Origin of the sequence: Bacillus sp. AFS001701, assembly GCF_002559405.1 — a bacterium.
Taxonomy (GTDB): Bacteria; Bacillota; Bacilli; order Bacillales; family Bacillaceae_G; genus Gottfriedia.
Genome location: NZ_NTZO01000262.1, coordinates 1 through 17881, shown reverse-complemented (window position 1 = coordinate 17881; position 17881 = coordinate 1). Strand labels below are relative to the sequence as shown.

At 32.6% G+C, this 17881-nt stretch carries 16 protein-coding genes; 4 read left to right on the top strand and 12 right to left on the bottom strand.

Translation table 11 applies throughout. From position 1 onward, the window contains the following. Window positions 1-209: 209 nt before the first annotated feature. A complete protein-coding gene (locus tag CN514_RS17130) occupies window positions 210-1166 on the top strand; it encodes a magnesium transporter CorA family protein (protein WP_176525945.1) in 957 nt (318 codons plus the stop codon). 8 nt (window positions 1167-1174) lie between these two features. On the opposite strand, the gene spoVK is transcribed toward CN514_RS17130, so the two are convergent. After that, window positions 1175-2122, bottom strand: a complete 948-nt coding sequence (spoVK, locus tag CN514_RS17125; protein WP_097978726.1) for a stage V sporulation protein K — start codon at window positions 2120-2122, stop codon at window positions 1175-1177. Between the two features lie 259 nt (window positions 2123-2381). On the opposite strand from spoVK, the gene CN514_RS17120 reads away from it, so the two are divergent. After that, on the top strand, window positions 2382-3371 hold the full coding sequence (locus CN514_RS17120) for a tyrosine-type recombinase/integrase (protein ID WP_286141730.1): 990 nt from the start codon (window positions 2382-2384) through the stop codon (window positions 3369-3371). 47 nt (window positions 3372-3418) lie between these two features. Here CN514_RS17120 and CN514_RS17115 read toward each other — a convergent pair whose 3' ends face one another. From CN514_RS17115 to miaA, 3 genes are all read right to left on the bottom strand, one after another. Next, on the bottom strand, window positions 3419-4045 hold the full coding sequence (locus tag CN514_RS17115; protein WP_098233639.1) for an FMN-binding negative transcriptional regulator: 627 nt from the start codon (window positions 4043-4045) through the stop codon (window positions 3419-3421). Between the two features lie 106 nt (window positions 4046-4151). Then, a complete protein-coding gene (gene hfq, locus CN514_RS17110; RefSeq protein ID WP_056470298.1) occupies window positions 4152-4373 on the bottom strand; it encodes an RNA chaperone Hfq in 222 nt (73 codons plus the stop codon). 23 nt (window positions 4374-4396) lie between these two features. Further along, window positions 4397-5359, bottom strand: coding sequence for a tRNA (adenosine(37)-N6)-dimethylallyltransferase MiaA (miaA, locus tag CN514_RS17105; RefSeq protein WP_483295021.1), 963 nt, complete (start codon window positions 5357-5359; stop codon window positions 4397-4399). Between the two features lie 198 nt (window positions 5360-5557). Between miaA and CN514_RS17100 the strand changes: the two genes are divergently transcribed. Next, window positions 5558-6001: a hypothetical protein gene (locus CN514_RS17100; protein ID WP_098233637.1), complete on the top strand. Its 444-nt coding sequence runs from the start codon at window positions 5558-5560 to the stop codon at window positions 5999-6001. Window positions 6002-6078: 77 nt separating this feature from the next. Next, window positions 6079-7176, top strand: a complete 1098-nt coding sequence (locus CN514_RS17095) for a hypothetical protein (protein ID WP_098233636.1) — start codon at window positions 6079-6081, stop codon at window positions 7174-7176. A 657-nt stretch (window positions 7177-7833) separates the two neighbouring features. Here CN514_RS17095 and CN514_RS17085 read toward each other — a convergent pair. The 8 genes from CN514_RS17085 to ilvA form a co-directional block, all read right to left on the bottom strand. Continuing rightward, window positions 7834-9147 (bottom strand): APC family permease, encoded by a 1314-nt coding sequence (locus CN514_RS17085; protein ID WP_435817636.1) that lies wholly within the window; start codon window positions 9145-9147, stop codon window positions 7834-7836. 50 nt (window positions 9148-9197) lie between these two features. Beyond that, complete coding sequence (tdcB, locus tag CN514_RS17080; protein WP_098233633.1) at window positions 9198-10205, bottom strand: bifunctional threonine ammonia-lyase/L-serine ammonia-lyase TdcB; 1008 nt, start codon at window positions 10203-10205, stop codon at window positions 9198-9200. Between the two features lie 140 nt (window positions 10206-10345). Continuing rightward, complete coding sequence (locus CN514_RS17075; protein WP_098233632.1) at window positions 10346-11308, bottom strand: L-threonine 3-dehydrogenase; 963 nt, start codon at window positions 11306-11308, stop codon at window positions 10346-10348. Between the two features lie 48 nt (window positions 11309-11356). Continuing rightward, window positions 11357-12550, bottom strand: a complete 1194-nt coding sequence (locus CN514_RS17070) for a glycine C-acetyltransferase (RefSeq protein WP_098233631.1) — start codon at window positions 12548-12550, stop codon at window positions 11357-11359. A gap of 751 nt (window positions 12551-13301) precedes the next feature. Continuing rightward, window positions 13302-14492 (bottom strand): MFS transporter, encoded by a 1191-nt coding sequence (locus CN514_RS17065; RefSeq protein WP_098233630.1) that lies wholly within the window; start codon window positions 14490-14492, stop codon window positions 13302-13304. Window positions 14493-14604: 112 nt separating this feature from the next. Then, a complete protein-coding gene (locus CN514_RS17060) occupies window positions 14605-15705 on the bottom strand; it encodes an alkene reductase (RefSeq protein ID WP_098233629.1) in 1101 nt (366 codons plus the stop codon). Window positions 15706-15779: 74 nt separating this feature from the next. Beyond that, on the bottom strand, window positions 15780-16043 hold the full coding sequence (locus CN514_RS17055; protein ID WP_098233641.1) for an ArsR/SmtB family transcription factor: 264 nt from the start codon (window positions 16041-16043) through the stop codon (window positions 15780-15782). A 318-nt stretch (window positions 16044-16361) separates the two neighbouring features. After that, complete coding sequence (gene ilvA / locus CN514_RS17050; protein ID WP_098233628.1) at window positions 16362-17621, bottom strand: threonine ammonia-lyase IlvA; 1260 nt, start codon at window positions 17619-17621, stop codon at window positions 16362-16364. Window positions 17622-17881: the final 260 nt, after the last annotated feature.

Below are 17881 nucleotides of genomic sequence, written 5' to 3'. Positions count from 1 at the left end.
TAAAATGATGGTTTGTTTTTTTATATTGTAAGACAAATAGGTGATATATTCTCCCTCGGCTCTTTCGCTTCTTTCCAACAAACATCCTTATTCGTCTCATCTTTCATTACCACGAAAAAACAAACCCAAAAATGCGTTTGTTATCTTCACATAATTTACCTATACTTGCCAACACTATTTTAGAAATTTATTTAAAGGAGGAATTTCATTTGAAGAGATATAATATTACAAATCATTCAGTCGAAACAATTGATGAATTTTTGCTTCCAACTAAAGATGAAATTCTTTGGTATCACTTCAATAATAAATCCTTAAATGAGTTAACTACGATTATTGAAAGTTTGGATATTCATTCTTTAGCAAAAAAGAAACTTCTACATAGTGATCATAAGCTTAGAATAAATGTCTTTAAAAACGAGGCAATCCTTTCCTTATATGCCTTAACTAAGTTATTTAAACCAACAAAAATAAACATTCTAGTTTGCAGTAATTTAATTATTTCATATATAGAAGATCATGAAATAGATCTATTCAAATATGTAACTCAGGAATTCAGTCAAAATTATATAAAAGTGGACCATGCTGGTCATGTTTTATATCAAATTTTCCATGAAGTTATTGAGAAGTTCCTTATCTCGATTGATCGGTTTGCAAATGAGATTGAAGAAATTGAACGAGACTTATTTAATGACCCATTTCGAAAGGATTTAGATCAGAAAATTTTCAATTGGAAAGTTCAACTTCAAGATTTAAGACAGCTTGTAGAACCGCAAGTAAATGTCATTATCCAAATTGTAGAAGCAGATTTTCCTTTCTTAAGTCAGGACGCAGGTTTTTATTTTAATGAATTGAAAGAGAACTATGAGCGTATTATTAATGCCCTTGATAATTTTAAAGAAAGTATGGGAGGCATTATAGAGCTGCAAATGTCCTTAAAATCTGACCGGACAAATGATATTATGAAAACTTTAACACTCATAAGTGCCATTTTTTTACCGATGTCTTTTATCGCAGGATTTTATGGCATGAATTTTGTAAATATGCCTGAGTTAAAATGGAAATATGGTTATTTATATTGTATTGTCCTCAACATTTTGATCGGGGTCATTATTTCAATTTATTTTAACGCTAAAGGTTGGTGGGGTAGAAAGCACCAGATAAAATAGGTAATCGCTCAATTAATTGAATCGATTTTATCTGAAGTAAACAGGTCTTTTTCTTCAATTCTCATTAATATTTCTCGATTAAACTCGGTCTCAGATACTAATCTTGTTGCTTGTGTCCTAATGGATTTTTCAACAATATTACGGACAAATCGCCCATTGCTAAAATGAGCACGATTTTCAAGTTTTGCCTTTTGGATAAAATCTCTTAATCGGTATTCCGCTTCCCGAGATAGTATATATTCTCGGTCAACAAACATTTTTTTTGATATATCTAGAAGCTCCTTTACTGAATAATCCTGGAATTCTAAAATGAATGGAAATCTTGATTTTAGTCCAGGATTCAAACTTAAGAAATAATCCATTTCGGAAGAATAGCCGGCTAATATCAGTACAAAGTCGCCATGTTTATCTTCCATATGTTTAACAAGTGTATCAATCGCTTCTTTTCCGAAATCTTTTTCCCCACCACGGCCAAGTGAGTAAGCCTCATCAATAAAAAGAATCCCACCATTTGCTTTTTTTACTAAATCTCTAGTTTTTTGAGCAGTGTGTCCAATGTATTCTCCGACTAAATCAGCTCTTTCTGCTTCAATTAAGTGGCCTTTGGACAATACACCCATTTTCAAAAATAATTGACCAATAATCCTAGCAACAGTCGTTTTTCCAGTTCCTGGATTCCCTTTAAACAACATATGCAATACTTGTTTTTCGGCTTTTAAGTTTAATTCTTCTCTTTTTTTATTAATAAATATCCAAGCATAAATTTCATGAATCATTTTTTTTATTTCTTCCATGCCAATTAAATGTCTTAATTGATCTTCTATTTCAATTAATAACTCATGTTTAGGCTGTTTCACTGTTTCGATACTTGGATTTGGAGAAACCTCTCCCCTTTTCACTGTATTAAGTACAACATTTATTTGGCCGTTATCTTTTAAACGAATTGGCTGCTCCAAACATGACACCTCTCTTATTCTGTCGAACATTTTTTTAGTATCTATAAGTAAGCACTCCACGAGAAATCACATTACAGTTCGTTTAATGCGCTTTTGAAAGTATTTTACTAAATAAGTTTTTTATTATTATATGTACGAACAATTAATTTCAAAACTTTTATTCTCCAGACTATCTGTTAAATGGATAAGATTGCTAAATTTTACTAAATTCTATTAACTTATTTGATATAATGAGAGAAAAAGAGAAGAGTTGATAAATTTGACGATCCCAAACTTAACGACTGCTACTTTACCTGATGTCATCTTGCAATTTGCCTCTCACTTAAATAGTAAAGGAAGAAAAGAATCTACTATTAAGCGTTATTGCTATGATTTAGAAGAATGTTTCCGTTACTTTAAAAAAGTAAATTTAAGTTTTAGTACATTACAAGTTCAAAATTTTAATGAGTATTTCTATTTTTTAACTTCTGAACGTGGATATAATGAGAAAACGATGCATCGAATTTATGTCGTACTTAATCAATTTTATAAATTTTTACATTCTAATAATTCTTCTATCGAGAATTTCATTCCATTCACTAACTATTTAGCAGGACCTTCACGCGCCCTTTCAACGGACGATTTTATCTCAGAAGAAGAAGAAAAAAAATTACTCTCAATCGTTCAATCCACGACAGATTTGTCTGAAAAGCAATTAAAAGCTAGATCATTTTTAATGGATCGTAACGAAATTATGATCCGTTTTATGCTGTATTATGGACTGACTTTAAAGGAATTAATTGATTTACAAATGAGAGACATTAACTTCGCTTTAAATGAACTTGTTGTCCATAGCAAGGAAGGTACTAAAAGAACAATTATTCTCACAAAAGAAGACCGAGTACTATTATATAATTATTTTGTCACGATACCCGAGCCCGTAAGACCCCACTATCATTCAACTCATCCGCTCTTTGTTGCATTTGATTTTAACCGCATGACATTCCATTGGGTATACGATACAGATTCACCGAAAGCATTAACTGAAATTGCATTTCAAAAAATGCTTAGGTTGGAAGTTAAAAGAGCTGGGCTTAGAAAAGGACTTTGCTCACAACATTTAAGAAACACTTTTATTCTACGGAAAATAAAAGAGGGATTATTAGTGGAAGATATTCAGCATTTAGTTGGATTAAAGACCTCAGTTTCTTTAAAACGATACTTTCAATTTTTTCAAGAAAATGAATGCCCAAATAAAAAGGAGTTATGATTTTGATCATCATAACTCCCTCCTTATTCATTGTAGATAACTTATTTTTAAGAACTTGTATTTAGTTTTGCTTTCATAAGTTCTGCGATTTCTTTCGAAGAATATTTTTCTTCATTTTGTAAAGCTGAAATCACTTTTTCTCTTCTCTCAATCGAATGATTTTGACTTAATTTCTTTTTACCGATTAACTCTGTTACTTCAATTTTTAAACATACAATGCCTGAAAGTAATTTTTCAACATAATCTGTGTGATCTTCGTATTTCCAAGGTTTTGATTGCCCTTTTTCAAAATAATCGGTCGTTTTTAAAACGATTTGTCTCATTTCATCCTTATTTTCAATTGTTGTTACTTTTCCATAAGCATGGATTGCCGTATAGTTCCAAGTTGAAACTGTATTTTTTTCTTCATACCATGAAGCAGAAACGTATGCATGTGGCCCTGGAAAGATGATTAAACATTCTTTTCCGTTCATCGTTTTCCATTGAGGATTTGGCTTAGCTAAATGTGTAATGATCATTAAATTCTCTTTGGCTTCTTGTATGATAAATGGTAGATGAGTTGCTTCTATTTTTGCCTCTTCATTATTCGATAATAATATTCCGAAGCTATTTTTCTTCATTTCCGCAATTAATTGATTTAAATCTGTTTCTTTAAATTCTTTTGGGACATACATTTGATTCCTCCTTTTAGTTTACATAACATAATTATCATTAAAAATTTATCTAACATAATTAAAAAAGAACATTGACCATAAGATCAATGCTCTTTTTCAATTTATTTTACATTTCAATTTGTACATTTTTAGATGGTACAAACGTTGAAATTGCATGTTTATATATTAATTGTTGCTTACCTTCAACATCTAACAATACCGTAAAGTTATCAAAGCTTTTTACTTTACCTTTGATTTGAAATCCATTTAGTAAAAATACTGTAACCGCTAGATTGTCTTTACGTAATTGGTTTAAGAACTGATCTTGAATGTTGATTGATGTTTTCATGTCCTTTTCCTCCTCTTCTACCTCTACATATATTTATTCGAGATGAAATAGCCCTTTCCTTCAAGTATAGCTAAAATTTCCAGTTTTTTTATATCAAAATTATGTCCATCCATATCAAACCAATGGATGTTCATTTTATTTCTAAACCACGTCATTTGCCTTTTTGCATACCTTCTTGAGCTTTGTTTAATTAGATCGATTGCTTCCTCTTTTGTTAAGATTCCATCAAAATATTCGTAAAGCTCTTTATAGCCAATCGCTTGCACAGATTGACAATTTCGAATACCTTTGTCGTAGAGCATTTTTGCTTCATCTACTAGTCCTTCTTCCAACATTAGATCAACTCGTAAATTAATTCGATTGTATAGTAGCTCTCGATCCATTGATAATCCGATTATTTCTGCATCATATAAATACTCTGGTTCTTTTTTAAACGCCGTCTCTGAAAATTTTTGTCCCGTTAGTTTGAAAACTTCAATTGCACGGATTACTCTTCTAACATTATTCATATGTATTTGCTTTGCACTTTCTGGATCAATTTCTTTTAATTGATCATGTAATGCTTTATTCCCAAAGGCCACCGCAAAACCCTCTAATTGGTTTCTTAAAAACTCATCACCTTCTTGCTCAGCAAATTCATAATTAGTTAATACACTTTGGATATATAATCCAGTACCACCAACAATAATTGGAATTTTACCTCGATTAGCTATTTCTTTAATTTTTTCTCTAGCTAAAGTCTGAAAATCAGCTACTGTAAAAGAATCTTTTGGATCAAGGAAATCAATTAAATGATGCGGAATTCCTTCCATTTCTTCTTTTGTAATTTTAGCAGCTCCAATATTTAATTCTTTATAAACCTGTGTTGCATCACCATTAATGATTTCTCCATCAACAGCTTTTGCAAGTTCAATACTTAGCTTTGTTTTCCCTACTGCTGTAGGCCCAACGATGACTATCACTTTTTGCATATTTACCATTGTAATCACATATACGCCTTTCTATACAACCTTTTCCTTACTTGTCTTACTAATTTTGAAAGTAGATAACTCTTTTTATTTATACCATATTTATACAAAAATTCCAATGCGTTGTGAATCAATTCACAATTTTGAAAGAAAGTGTTTTCATTTTATATTTGTCAAAGTAAACTAGAAGTAATCTGAAAAAAATGAGGTTATGCTATGCCTGATTGGTCTTATCATACAATTTTTAAACCAATACTCTCAAAGCTTCCTTCTAACGTTTCAAGAGAATTCATTCATAGTAGCATAAATAAGATCTCAACTCTGCCATTTGGTCCGAATCTAATTGAATTTCTCGGTCATTTAAACACTGACAGTTCACTAGAAAACGAGATTCATCATTTGAAACTTAAAAATCAAATTGGATTGGCCTCTAAGATTGACCCCTATCTATCTGGCACAAATGCTTTTATGAATTTAGGATTTGGTGTGATTGAAATTGGACCTATTTCTATAAACGATACCTATACAAGCAAAAGTCCTCTCATTGATTTAAAACATAACCAAATAATCGGAACAGAGGAAAATAAAGTATTAACCGTAGATCAAACCGTTCATAAGCTTTCAAAAATACATAAGAGGTTCCTATTTTTGCTAGAATAGTTGGGAGTTTTGATGAATTTAAACTGATTGAATCAAGGCTTTCTGATTTTGTTGATTTTTTCATCTTAGAGCTTGATTTGGCTAAGGATTTAGTAGAAAATAATTGGGCTTCTACTAAACCTATTTGTCTATCAATTTGTCCAAATGAAATAGATGTTTTACTTAAACAAGAAAATAATTCATTCGACTCAATATTGATTGAAGAACTTTCAAATACTACTGATTTAGAGCAAAAAAATAATTTAATAAATTCCATTCAAAAGTTAAAATCAAATCAGTTTGAGAAACCAATTTTTACAAAAGGCGGTGTGGTTGAACCGATTGATGCGATTGAATTAATCGATACTGGCACATCATTAGTATTTTTGACTCATGGATATGTAATCAGTGGACCTGGTTTACCGAAACGGATCAATGAAGCGATAAAGTATAGAAGAAAAAAAGCGGCGACTAATTTAAGTGACGGATGGATTTGGTACTTTTTATTTGGTCTTTTCATGTTTATTGCCGGATTACTTGCTCTATTTATTAGTTTAACTACCATTGTCCTTCCATATGATGAGCACTTTTTAACGATTGATCGTCAATTAATTTTACAATTTAATGATCGAATTCTTCCCTTTATGTCACATGATCGGATGACACTTTCTGGGACGATTATGTCAGGTGGAATATTGTTCATGTCATTAGCCAGAAATGGAATTAAACATCATTATCATTGGTCAAAGAAAGCAACAGACACAAGTGCATTCGTAGGTTTTTTAGCAATATTCTTATTTATAGGTTATGGGTACTTTGACTGGTTACACGCTTTGTTTTGGGTTGTTTTATTAATACCATTCTTAATTGGTTTCTTTAAAACAAGAGGAATAAATAGAAGTCCAGAATCAGAAAATTTAACAAATAACAGCGTTTGGAAGCTTAGTTTAATAGGTCAATTATTTTTTATTATACTAGGATTTTCGATTCTAATCGGAGGATGTATTATTTCCTTTGTGGGTGTCACTACTACCTTTGTTAAAACAGATTTAAATTATTTATGTATAACCCCCTCACAATTGAATGCATTTAATCAACACTTAATACCTGTTATCTCACATGATCGTGCCGGTTTTGGAGGTGGGTTAGTAAGTGTCGGATTACTAGTACTCATGATTTCATTATGGGGGTTCTGACAAAATCAAAATTGGATCTGGTGGACATTATTGTTCGGAAGCTTACCCGCGTTTATAACTGCGTTTGCAGTCCATTTTATGATTGGTTATACAGATTTTTATCATCTATTACCACCAATCATTGCCAGTTTGTTTCTATTGGTTGGAGTCATTACATCTTATAATTTTTTGAATTTTACAATAAATCATTCGAACGAAAACAATTTTCCTGAAATAGGCAAACAGATATAAATTCAAATGAGCAGTCTAAAAGTAGGTGTCAAAAGTATTACATTTTATTTTGGACACCCTCTTTTTTATAGGATTAAAGGTAGAAAAGAAGAGTGGAGTGCAAATAAAATTAGCAAATCTGCAATTAAAAATTGAAAACTGCAATTAAAAATTGAAAACTGCAATTAAAATTTACAAATCTGCAATTAAATCCAAGGAAATCGCAATTAAAGAAAATAATTACCTATACTAGTAAGGGTATTAAGAGCCATTAATTGTACAATAGCTGACACATTGAAATGGAAAACTACGATATTTGCTCTAACGCATACTAAATCGTATAAAAATCCTATTTGATACCCAACTATTCATTTTAAAACCCAATATTTTTTAAAAAAAGAGGCGCCTCTGTGTCAGTTATTCTGATTTTTAAGGCAGCCTCTTATTTCAATCATCTACTACAACATGTTTTTTCCGTAACATGTAATATACAGGAAGTCCGATTAACGTTAAACCAATTCCCCAAAATGCTAAAATAGTTTGCGTCATAAGTGTATTTACGACGATAAAGATTCCCCCAATAATTGCGATTGTAAGAACTAAAGGTAAAAAAGGTACCCTATACGGCCTTTTCAGGTCCGGTTCCCGTTTTCGTAAAATATAAACCGCAATAAATGTTAATGTATAGAAGATCCAGATGACAAATACTAACATATCCGTTAATAAGTCAAATCCACCTATAAACATCATAAATATGGCAACTATTAGGATAAATAGACCAGCATTATATGGAACTCCAGTTTTAGATAACTTACCAAACCAACTACTAAAAGGAAGTTTTTGTTCTCTAGCCATTACATATGGAACCCTCATACCTGTCATTGTATAGCCATTAATTGTACCAAATACTGAAATCAAAATTCCGATCGAGACGAGTTTTCCCCCAAAATTACCGAATAAAACTTTCGAAACTTCAGTTGCTGGTGTAGATGTACCAGCTAATTGCGCTGCGGTTAATACAAATAAAAATGATATGTTAATCAAAAGATACACCGCCATTACAGCTGCTAAACCGAATACGATTGCTTTTGGCAAATCATTTTTAGGATTTTTCATTTCGCCGGCAATATTTCCAACGAGTATCCAACCGTCATATGCAAACATCGTAGCAAGTAAAGCTGAACCAAGTGCTGGCAAAAAACTTCGATCACTTCCTACTTCAATTGGAAAAAGCTGAAAAGTTACATTTCCATCATGTAATAATCCAAATATGATTAAAATCGCCAAAGGTATTAGTTTACAAATCGTAAAAAGTGATTGAATGCTACCAGCAGTTTTTGCTCCTAAGAAATTCATCAACGTGATAAAAATTGCAGTAACGACAGCAATAATCGTTACAGTGAATTGATTAGAATTGGCAGGGACCCCAAAAATGGAAACTGCCTGTGTTCCAAATATGATTGAAAGCGCAGCAATATTAGCTGGAAAATAGATGATTGTTTGAGCCCATCCAAGTAAATAGGCTGTCAGATCTCCATATGTGTGTTTTAAATAGGCAACCATCCCTCCTGTTTTTGGTATTGCTGCGGCAAGCTCAGCACCCGATAAACCAGCACAAATTGTTATGATTCCTCCAATAATCCAAGCTAATAAACCTAGGCTTGCAGAACCAGTTGCGCCATATACAGCTGTGGCTTTAAAGAAAACTCCACCACCAATTACAGTACCAATTACAGTAGTTAAAGCTGCAACAAATCCCATTTCTCTTCTTAATTTATTTTCCGACAATAGGATCACCCATTCTTAAAAAATCACTTTACTTCATTCCCAAAGAAATGTTCACAAACACTGGAAATTCTCTCTAGGTCAACATTACCGCCCGATATGATTGCTACTACTTTTTTATCTTTTATGTATTTTGAAGCTTTACCTGATAAAATTGCGGCTGTCGCTAGGGCACCTGAACCTTCCACAACTGCTTTACCGCGCTGTAGTAAATCCTTCATTGCGACTTCAATTTCATCTTCACTTACAAGAATTATTTCAGTTACTAATTCTTTTACAATTTCATAAGTTAATTTCCCAGGAACCTTAACAGAACAACCATCTGCTATAGTTGGAGCGATATAATTACTCACTATTTCTCCGGCGTCTATTGACGCTTTCATGCCATGTACATTCTCCGCTTGAACACCAATTATGTCTATTGAAGGGTTAAATGATTTCAAAGCGACTGCAATTCCCGAAATGAGGCCACCACCACCAATTGGAACAATTATTGTATCAACATCCCAGAGATCATCTAATATTTCAATACCAATAGTCCCTTGACCAGCCATTATGTAAATATCATCGTAAGGATGTATGAATCTTTCGCCAGTTTCGTCTCGTACTTTAGCACAATAGTCTTTCGCATCATCAAATGTATCACCATGTAAAATGATATTTGAACCGTAACCTTCTGTTGCTTCAACCTTTGCTTTTGGTGCAGTTGAAGGCATGATAATTTTACTCTTAATATGTAATAGCTTTGATGATAAAGCGACACCTTGTGCATGATTACCAGCTGAACATGCGATAATTCCTTTACTTCTTTCTTCCTCAGTTAAATGAGAAATTTTATTAAATGCACCTCGAAATTTGAATGAGCCCGTTAATTGCATATTTTCAAGTTTTAAATAAATTTCTCCGTCCGACTTTGAAGTTAAATAAAATGATTTTACTAAAGGTGTTTTTCGAACTTTACCTTCTAAAAGTTCATATGCCGTTTTAATCTCTTTAATCGTTAATGGTAATCCCTTATGATCTAAATTATTCATCTTCTAACTTCCTTTTTTATCAGCATTATTCTTGATACATGATAAGTTTGTGTCAAAGTACTAAACAAAATACCAAAAACAGGAATTAGTAAAGGAAGAGAAAATAAAAAGAAGGAGACATCGTCTCCTTCTTTTTTATTTTAAGCTTGAGTTACGTTTAACTTTGCAGCTAATTTATTTAACATATCTTCTGACATTCGATCTAAATCAAATTTTGGATCGAAGCCCCACTCTTCTTTTGCAGCAGAGCTGTCAATTGAATTTGGCCATGAATTGGCAATTCCTTGACGAATAGGGTCAATGTCGAAATCTAATGTAAATTCAGGGATGAATTTACGAATTGATGCCGCGATTTGAGTTGGTTCAAATGACATCGCAGAAATATTAAATGCATTACGATGTTTAAGTTTTGATGGATCTGCTTCCATTAACTTAATAATTGCATCAATCGCATCAGGCATATACATCATATCCATGTATGTTCCTTCACCGATAAATGAAGTATATTTCTTATTTTTTAATGCTTCGTAATAAATATCAACAGCATAATCAGTAGTACCTCCACCTGGCTCTGTATCATAAGAGATTAAGCCTGGGAAACGTACGCCGCGAGTGTCTACACCAAATTTTTCAAAGTAATAATCACATAATAATTCACCAGCTACTTTTGTCACACCATACATAGTAGTAGGACGTTGGATTGTATCTTGTGGTGTGTTATCCTTTGGTGTTGCTGGTCCAAATGCACCAATTGAACTTGGAGTAAAGAATTTTAAGCTTAATTCTCTCGCTACTTCAAGAGCATTCACTAATCCACCCATATTTAAGTCCCAAGCTAATGTTGGTTTTGCTTCTGCAACTGCTGATAATAGAGCAGCTAAATGAATGAAGGTATCAACTTCATACTTTTTAGCAATCTCTAACATTTTTTCTTTATCCATTACGTCTAAAATTTCAAAATGACCAGTTTCTAAAATTGGACTTCCTTCAAGACGGCGAATATCTGTCGCAACAACATTTTCATTACCGTATTCATTTCTAAGACGCATAGTTAATTCTGAACCGATTTGTCCAAAACAACCAGTAATTAATATTTTCTTCATTCCTTAGTCCACCTTATAGTAATAAAATATCGAAATTAATATTTAAAATTATTTAATAACGTTTAATTCGCGACCAACTTTTTCATAAATAGCTAAAACTTCATCTAGCATTTCTTTAGTATGCGCAGCTGTTGGCATATTACGAATACGACCAGTTCCAAGTGGTACTGTTGGGAATACGATTGATTTCGCATAAACTCCCTCTTCGTATAAACGTTTAGAAAATTCTTGTGTAAGATTTTCGTCACCGATAATACATGGTGTAATTGGTGTTTCAGACTCACCAATATTAAATCCAAGTTTTGATAAACCAGCTTTTAAGTAATCACCATTTTCCCAAAGCTTTTCGATTTTTTCTGGTTCTTCAGACATAATACGAATTGCTTCAATACAAGCAGCTGCATTTGCTGGTGTTAAAGAAGTTGAGAATAAGAAAGGACGTGCACGAACTTTTAACCAATCGATTAATTGTTGTGAACCAGCTACATATCCACCTACAACTCCAACTGCTTTAGAAAGTGTACCAATTTGGAAATCAATTTTATCTGATAATCCAAAATGCTTAACTGTTCCAGCTCCTTTACCCATAACGCCAGAACCATGAGCATCATCAATATATGTAATTAAGCCAAATTCTTCAGCAATTTTTACGATATCAGGAATATTTGCTACATCTCCATCCATAGAGAAAACACCATCTGCAATGTACATAACTTTCTCATATAAACCACAAGTTGTAGCTTCTTTTGCTTTTTCACGTAAATCATCCATATCTTGGTGTTTTACACGAATAATTTTTGCCCCAGAAAGTCTGCAACCATCGATAATTGAAGCATGGTTTAATTCATCAGATAGAATTGCATCTTTTTTTGTCATTACTGCTGAAATAGCACCCATATTACAGTTAAAACCAGATTGGAATGCAATAGCAGCCTCTGTATGTTTAAATTCAGCAATCGCTTTTTCAAGTTGATCGTGGATATCCATCGTACCATTAATCGTACGTACCGCTCCTGCACCAACTCCATATTTTTCAGTCGCTTCAATAGCAGCTTGTTTTAAACGAGGATGAGTCGCAAAACCAAGATAGTTATTTGAAGATAAATTTATAAATTGTTTACCACTAATTTGAATAGTAGCTTCGTTAGAACCTTCTAAAGAGTTAATCTCATTATAGAGCCCTTTCTCTTTTAACTCAGCTAATTGTGGAGTTAAAAATGCTTCTAATGTCTTGCTTGACATAAATACCAGCTCCTAAATTAAGTTTATTTATCTAAAAGGAGTAAGCCCCCATTTTATATCTATTATTTATGATTAAATAAATATAAAAAATTATCGCTCTATTATTTTCCATTTTTGTAAAGAAAATTTTTTATGTACTGATGAACAATATACTTATTTGAGGCTTTCCGAATTCAATTATAAATCGGTTACATTGCATTAGGAATACTTTTATTCAAAATTTATTCGAAAAAGGTTGAATTTAAATTATTATAAAGATTCATATAATTTGAATATTATTCAATTTGTTTTTTTAGTAAAACATTTGTTGGCTAAAAAGGGGTAAAAAATCCTGTAATTAAACAGTGAACTGCAAATAAAATTCGAAAACTGCTATTAAAATTACCATATCTACAATTAAAATCCGAAAACTGCAATTAAAATAAGCAAATCTGTAATTAAATCCTAAAGAATCGCAATAAATTAAAAAATTACCTTTACTGGTAATGGTATTTCTACTTAGAATTTGTCCAGTTAAGACACTTTCATATCGAAAATAAGCATATCGAACCTCATTCCTACTATATCTAATAATAAATTTCTTATTCTCTCTAAAAAAAATCCACCAAAACACTCATTCATTCTATTTTATAAATTAAAAGGGGGCGCATATTTGTCAATTAAACCGACACATAAGACAGCCCCAAAAAGTATAAATTATTTTTTCACAAAACTAAGTAATAAAATTTTTATCGATTAAAAAATAGTTGATTTAGGCTCTAATTTGAGTGCCAACGCCTTGTCTGATTTTCTTTTCATTCATTAAATAACGAGATAAACCAACTGTTACGATTAAAGAAACCACTACAGGAATTGAACCCATCCATGTAATTGAACGGATGGACAATTGACTAACTGCAAGCCCTCCGATTGCTGCACCAAATGCAAAGCCTAATTGCATCATTGACTGGTTTAAACCTAATAAAACATCAGATGATTTAGGAGAAATAGTTGCTAAGTTAAATTGTTGTGTTGCCCCAGATGACCATCCAGAAAATGACCATAATGTAAGGATAATGATCACTGTATTGATTGAACTAGAGATGAATGATAATAATAAAATTGATAAAATATTAAGTACTAATCCTCTTTTTAAAGTAAGCGTAATTCCCCACTTGTCTGCACTGAATCCCCCGAATTTAGATCCAAATAAACTAGCTATACCAAGTATTAAAAGAGCAAAACTTAATACGTGATCGCTCATCTTAGTAGTTTGAATAAGGTAGGGTGATAAATAAGTAAATACGATTCCATATCCGCTCATTAAGAAAAAAGTGATCGATAAAGCTAATGCAATTTTTGGTTGTTTAATCAATGCGATTTGCTGCAATAATGGAATCGGTTGATCACCATTTGTATGTGGAATTGTTTTAACGATAATTGCTAAAGAGATTAATACGAATATGGCAACACCAAGAAAGACTAATCTCCAATCATAAGCAGCTGCTATAAATCTGCCAATTGGAACCCCTATAATCAGTGAAGCAGTAAATCCCATGACAACAGTGGCAATTGAACTGGCCTTTTTATCTGCTGGAGCAATCTTTGCAGCCAAGCTAAGTACTGTTACAACAGTAACTCCTGCACTTAACGCCATTATTATGCGCGCAACCATAAACAAACCGTAACCAGGCGCAATTACTGCTAATAAATTACCTAAAAGAAATACGCTTAAAGATAATAGTAGTAATTTGCGGCGTTCCATTTTGGCTAATACGGCCATTAATATCGGTGTACCGATTGCATAGATCAATGAATACACCGTAATTAATTGCCCTGCAGCTTCAATTGAAATACCTAATTCATCGGCCATTTTATCTAAGATTCCAGAAATTACATATTGTGAAGTTCCTACTAAAAAACTTATCATTGCTAAAATATAAATTTTTCCTTTATTTGTCATAAAATAATTCCTCTCATCATAATTATATATTTCTATAAATACCGAAATACTAAATTTTAGAGAAGGAAGCCACTTGAACAGCTTCCTTCCTACTTTCTATTCATATCAAAACTTAGATTAGAACATTTAGATGCTTTTTAACATCATATTCTTCAATTGCTTCACCATTTTTTAAGCGGTGTAAAAGATCCGGATTCGAAATTAGGGGACGTCCGAACGCCGCAACATCAATGGTTCCTTCATTGATAGCTTTTTCTGCCATTTCAGGATTTAATGTTCCTACTCCAACAATAATTCCATCCCAGTACTTTCTAACAAGCTGATGCATCGTTTTACCATCTGCAAGTATGCGATCAAATTGCATAATCGAAGGGTGTAATAAAGTTGCACCAACTTCTTTGAATGCTTCAATAAATGTACGAATTGCATAGTCTGGGTCTTCCCACATATAGCCAGGAATATCGGCTTTATGAGCAGAAAATCGAATCATCGTTCTTTCAGTACCAACTGCTTCGATAACTGCTTTTATTACTTCCTTCATGAAAGTTAATCTTTGTGGAAGATCACCACCATATTGATCTGTACGATGATTTGTAACATCTGAATTAAATTGATCGATTAAGTATCCATGTGCAGCGTGAATTTCGACTCCATCAAAACCAGCTTCAATCGCATTTTTAGCTGCTTGAGCATACTGATTGATTACTTCTTTAATATCCTCGGTAGTCATTTCTTCTGGTATATCGTATGGTTTACGAAAACGAGAAACTAATCCTTCTGCAGGAATCGCTGAAGGTGCTTGTGGTGGCATATTTCCAGCAAGCTCGTGATGTGATAATCGGCCTACGTGCCATATTTGAGAAATCATTGTGCCACCCTCTTTATGAACAGCATCGGTTACCTTTTTCCAAGCTTTAATTTGATCCTCAGAATAAATTCCTGGAATACCTGGGTAACCTTTTCCACGTGGACTAATTACTGTTCCTTCAGAAATAATCAAACCTACGCCATCTGCAGCTCGTTTACGATAATATTCGACTATATCTTCTCCAACTACACCTGTTTGATCATCTGCAAAACTTCTTGTTAATGGTGCCATTGCAGTACGACTACGTAAATTCCAAGCACCTATTTTTACTGGTTCAAAAAGCTTACTTTCTAGACCATTTACTAATTTTCCCCAACTAGTTTCATCTTTGCTTACTAAACTCATATTCAATTCCCCCTTAGATTATTCGGTATTTCTACAAACACTGAAATATAAACTAAAATTATACCGCTTTATTTTTAAAGTAAAGCGGGTGCGTATTTTTCCAAAACTTCTCGTTGTAAACTATAGTATCTGAAGGTTCCTTCTTTGCGAACTGTTAGCAAACCGCAATCAAGTAATGGTTTTAGATGATGTGTCAATGTAGAATTGGCCGATATCTTTATTTGATTTTTCATTTCTGAACAAGCTAATTCAGATTGCTTAGCAAGTACTTTAACAATTTGTAAACGAGTGGATTCCCCTAACGCCTTATAAACCTTTACTGCAATATCAACGTTCACCACTTTAACCTCCTTTCAAAACCAGCTCTTATTTCAGTATTTCTAGAAATATTGTATTTCAACTAATTTATGATGTCAAGAGACATGATCCATAAAATATAAAAAAGAATTTGGCTAATTGAAGAGTAAGAAATAGTTGATCTTGTCCACTTAATTTTAGAGTGTTGATTTTTTTCTAGAATATACGGTTTTAAGAAATACGTACTTTATTCATTAACTACTAGTTGATGAACTATTGTATTTTTTGCGGAAAATCAAAAAACCCACAAGGAAATTATTTACCTTGTAGGTTTTTTCACTATACTAAACCCGAAAAATCTAAATGAGTAGACTAAACAATGTTGGGTTATTGTTTATTTCCATGAATTGAATTTCATGAAGATTCATTCTCTCAATCAATGCTTTGTAATCGGATTTATTAGCCAATTCGATTCCAACTAGTGCTGGCCCATTGTCCTTATTGTTTTTCTTTGTGTATTCAAACCTCGTAATGTCATCGTTTGGTCCTAAAACCTTATCAAGAAATTCACGTAATGCGCCAGATCGTTGTGGGAAGTTGATGATGAAATAATGTTTTAGTCCTTCATGAATTAAAGACCTTTCTTTTATTTCTTGAAGTCGGTCAATATCATTATTTCCACCAGATACGATACAAACGACATTCTTTCCTTTTATTTCATCTTTATATAATTCTAAAGCTGATACAGACATAGCTCCAGCGGGCTCTGCAATGATTGCATTTTTATTATATAGCTCTAAAATTGTTGTACAAATCTCACCTTCTGGAATAGCGACAACCTGGTCAAGTACATCTCTACAGATTTCATATGTTAAATTACCAACTTGGCCAACCGCTGCTCCATCAACAAATTTCTCAATAAAAGGTAAAGTTACAACTCTTCCATTTGCAATCGATTCAGCCATTGAAGCAGCACCCATCGGCTCTACTCCAATTACCTTAGTTGTAGGACTAATTCCTTTTATGTATGTTCCAACTCCAGAGCTTAATCCACCTCCTCCGATTGCTACGAAAAGATAATCTACTGGACGGTCAATTTCATTTAATATTTCAACTGCTACGGTACCTTGCCCTGCAATTACATCTTGATCATCAAATGGATGAATAAATGTCATTTGATTTTCATTGCAATAAGCTTGTGCATTTTGATGAGCAATATCAAAGGTGTCACCGATTAATATAACTTCAACAAATGGTCCACCAAAGAATTTTACTTGAGATACTTTTTGATTTGGCGTTGTTGAAGGCATAAATATTTTCGCATACACCTGCAAATGATTACATGTATATGCTACGCCTTGAGCATGATTACCTGCACTTGCACATACAACCCCTTTTTGTCTTTCTTCATAAGACAAGTTGCTAATTTTGTAATATGCTCCTCTAAGCTTAAATGAGCGGATTATTTGTAAATCCTCTCGCTTTAAAAATACGTTACAATCATATTTTTCACTAAGCATTGTACTAATCTGCAAAGGTGTTTTATTCGTAACTTCTTTTAACGTATTATAGGCAACTAAAATATCCTCAATCTTAACAGTACTTTTTACTTTCTCCATATAACTACCTACCCTTTGCATTTTTTTATATAAATTCCATTATAGTAAAAGTTAGTTAATAAATAAACAGAAAATTCAATTTTATAATGAAAGTTTTATGTCATTATACAAAATGCGCCGACTATCGGTTCTTTCATTCTAATTGGCAGTAATACACTAGTTATCATTTTCAGTCGGATATGCTATCATTTTCATATTAAATAAATAGATATTAGGTGATTTATAAAATGGAAAATCAATCTTTATTATTAATTGATGGC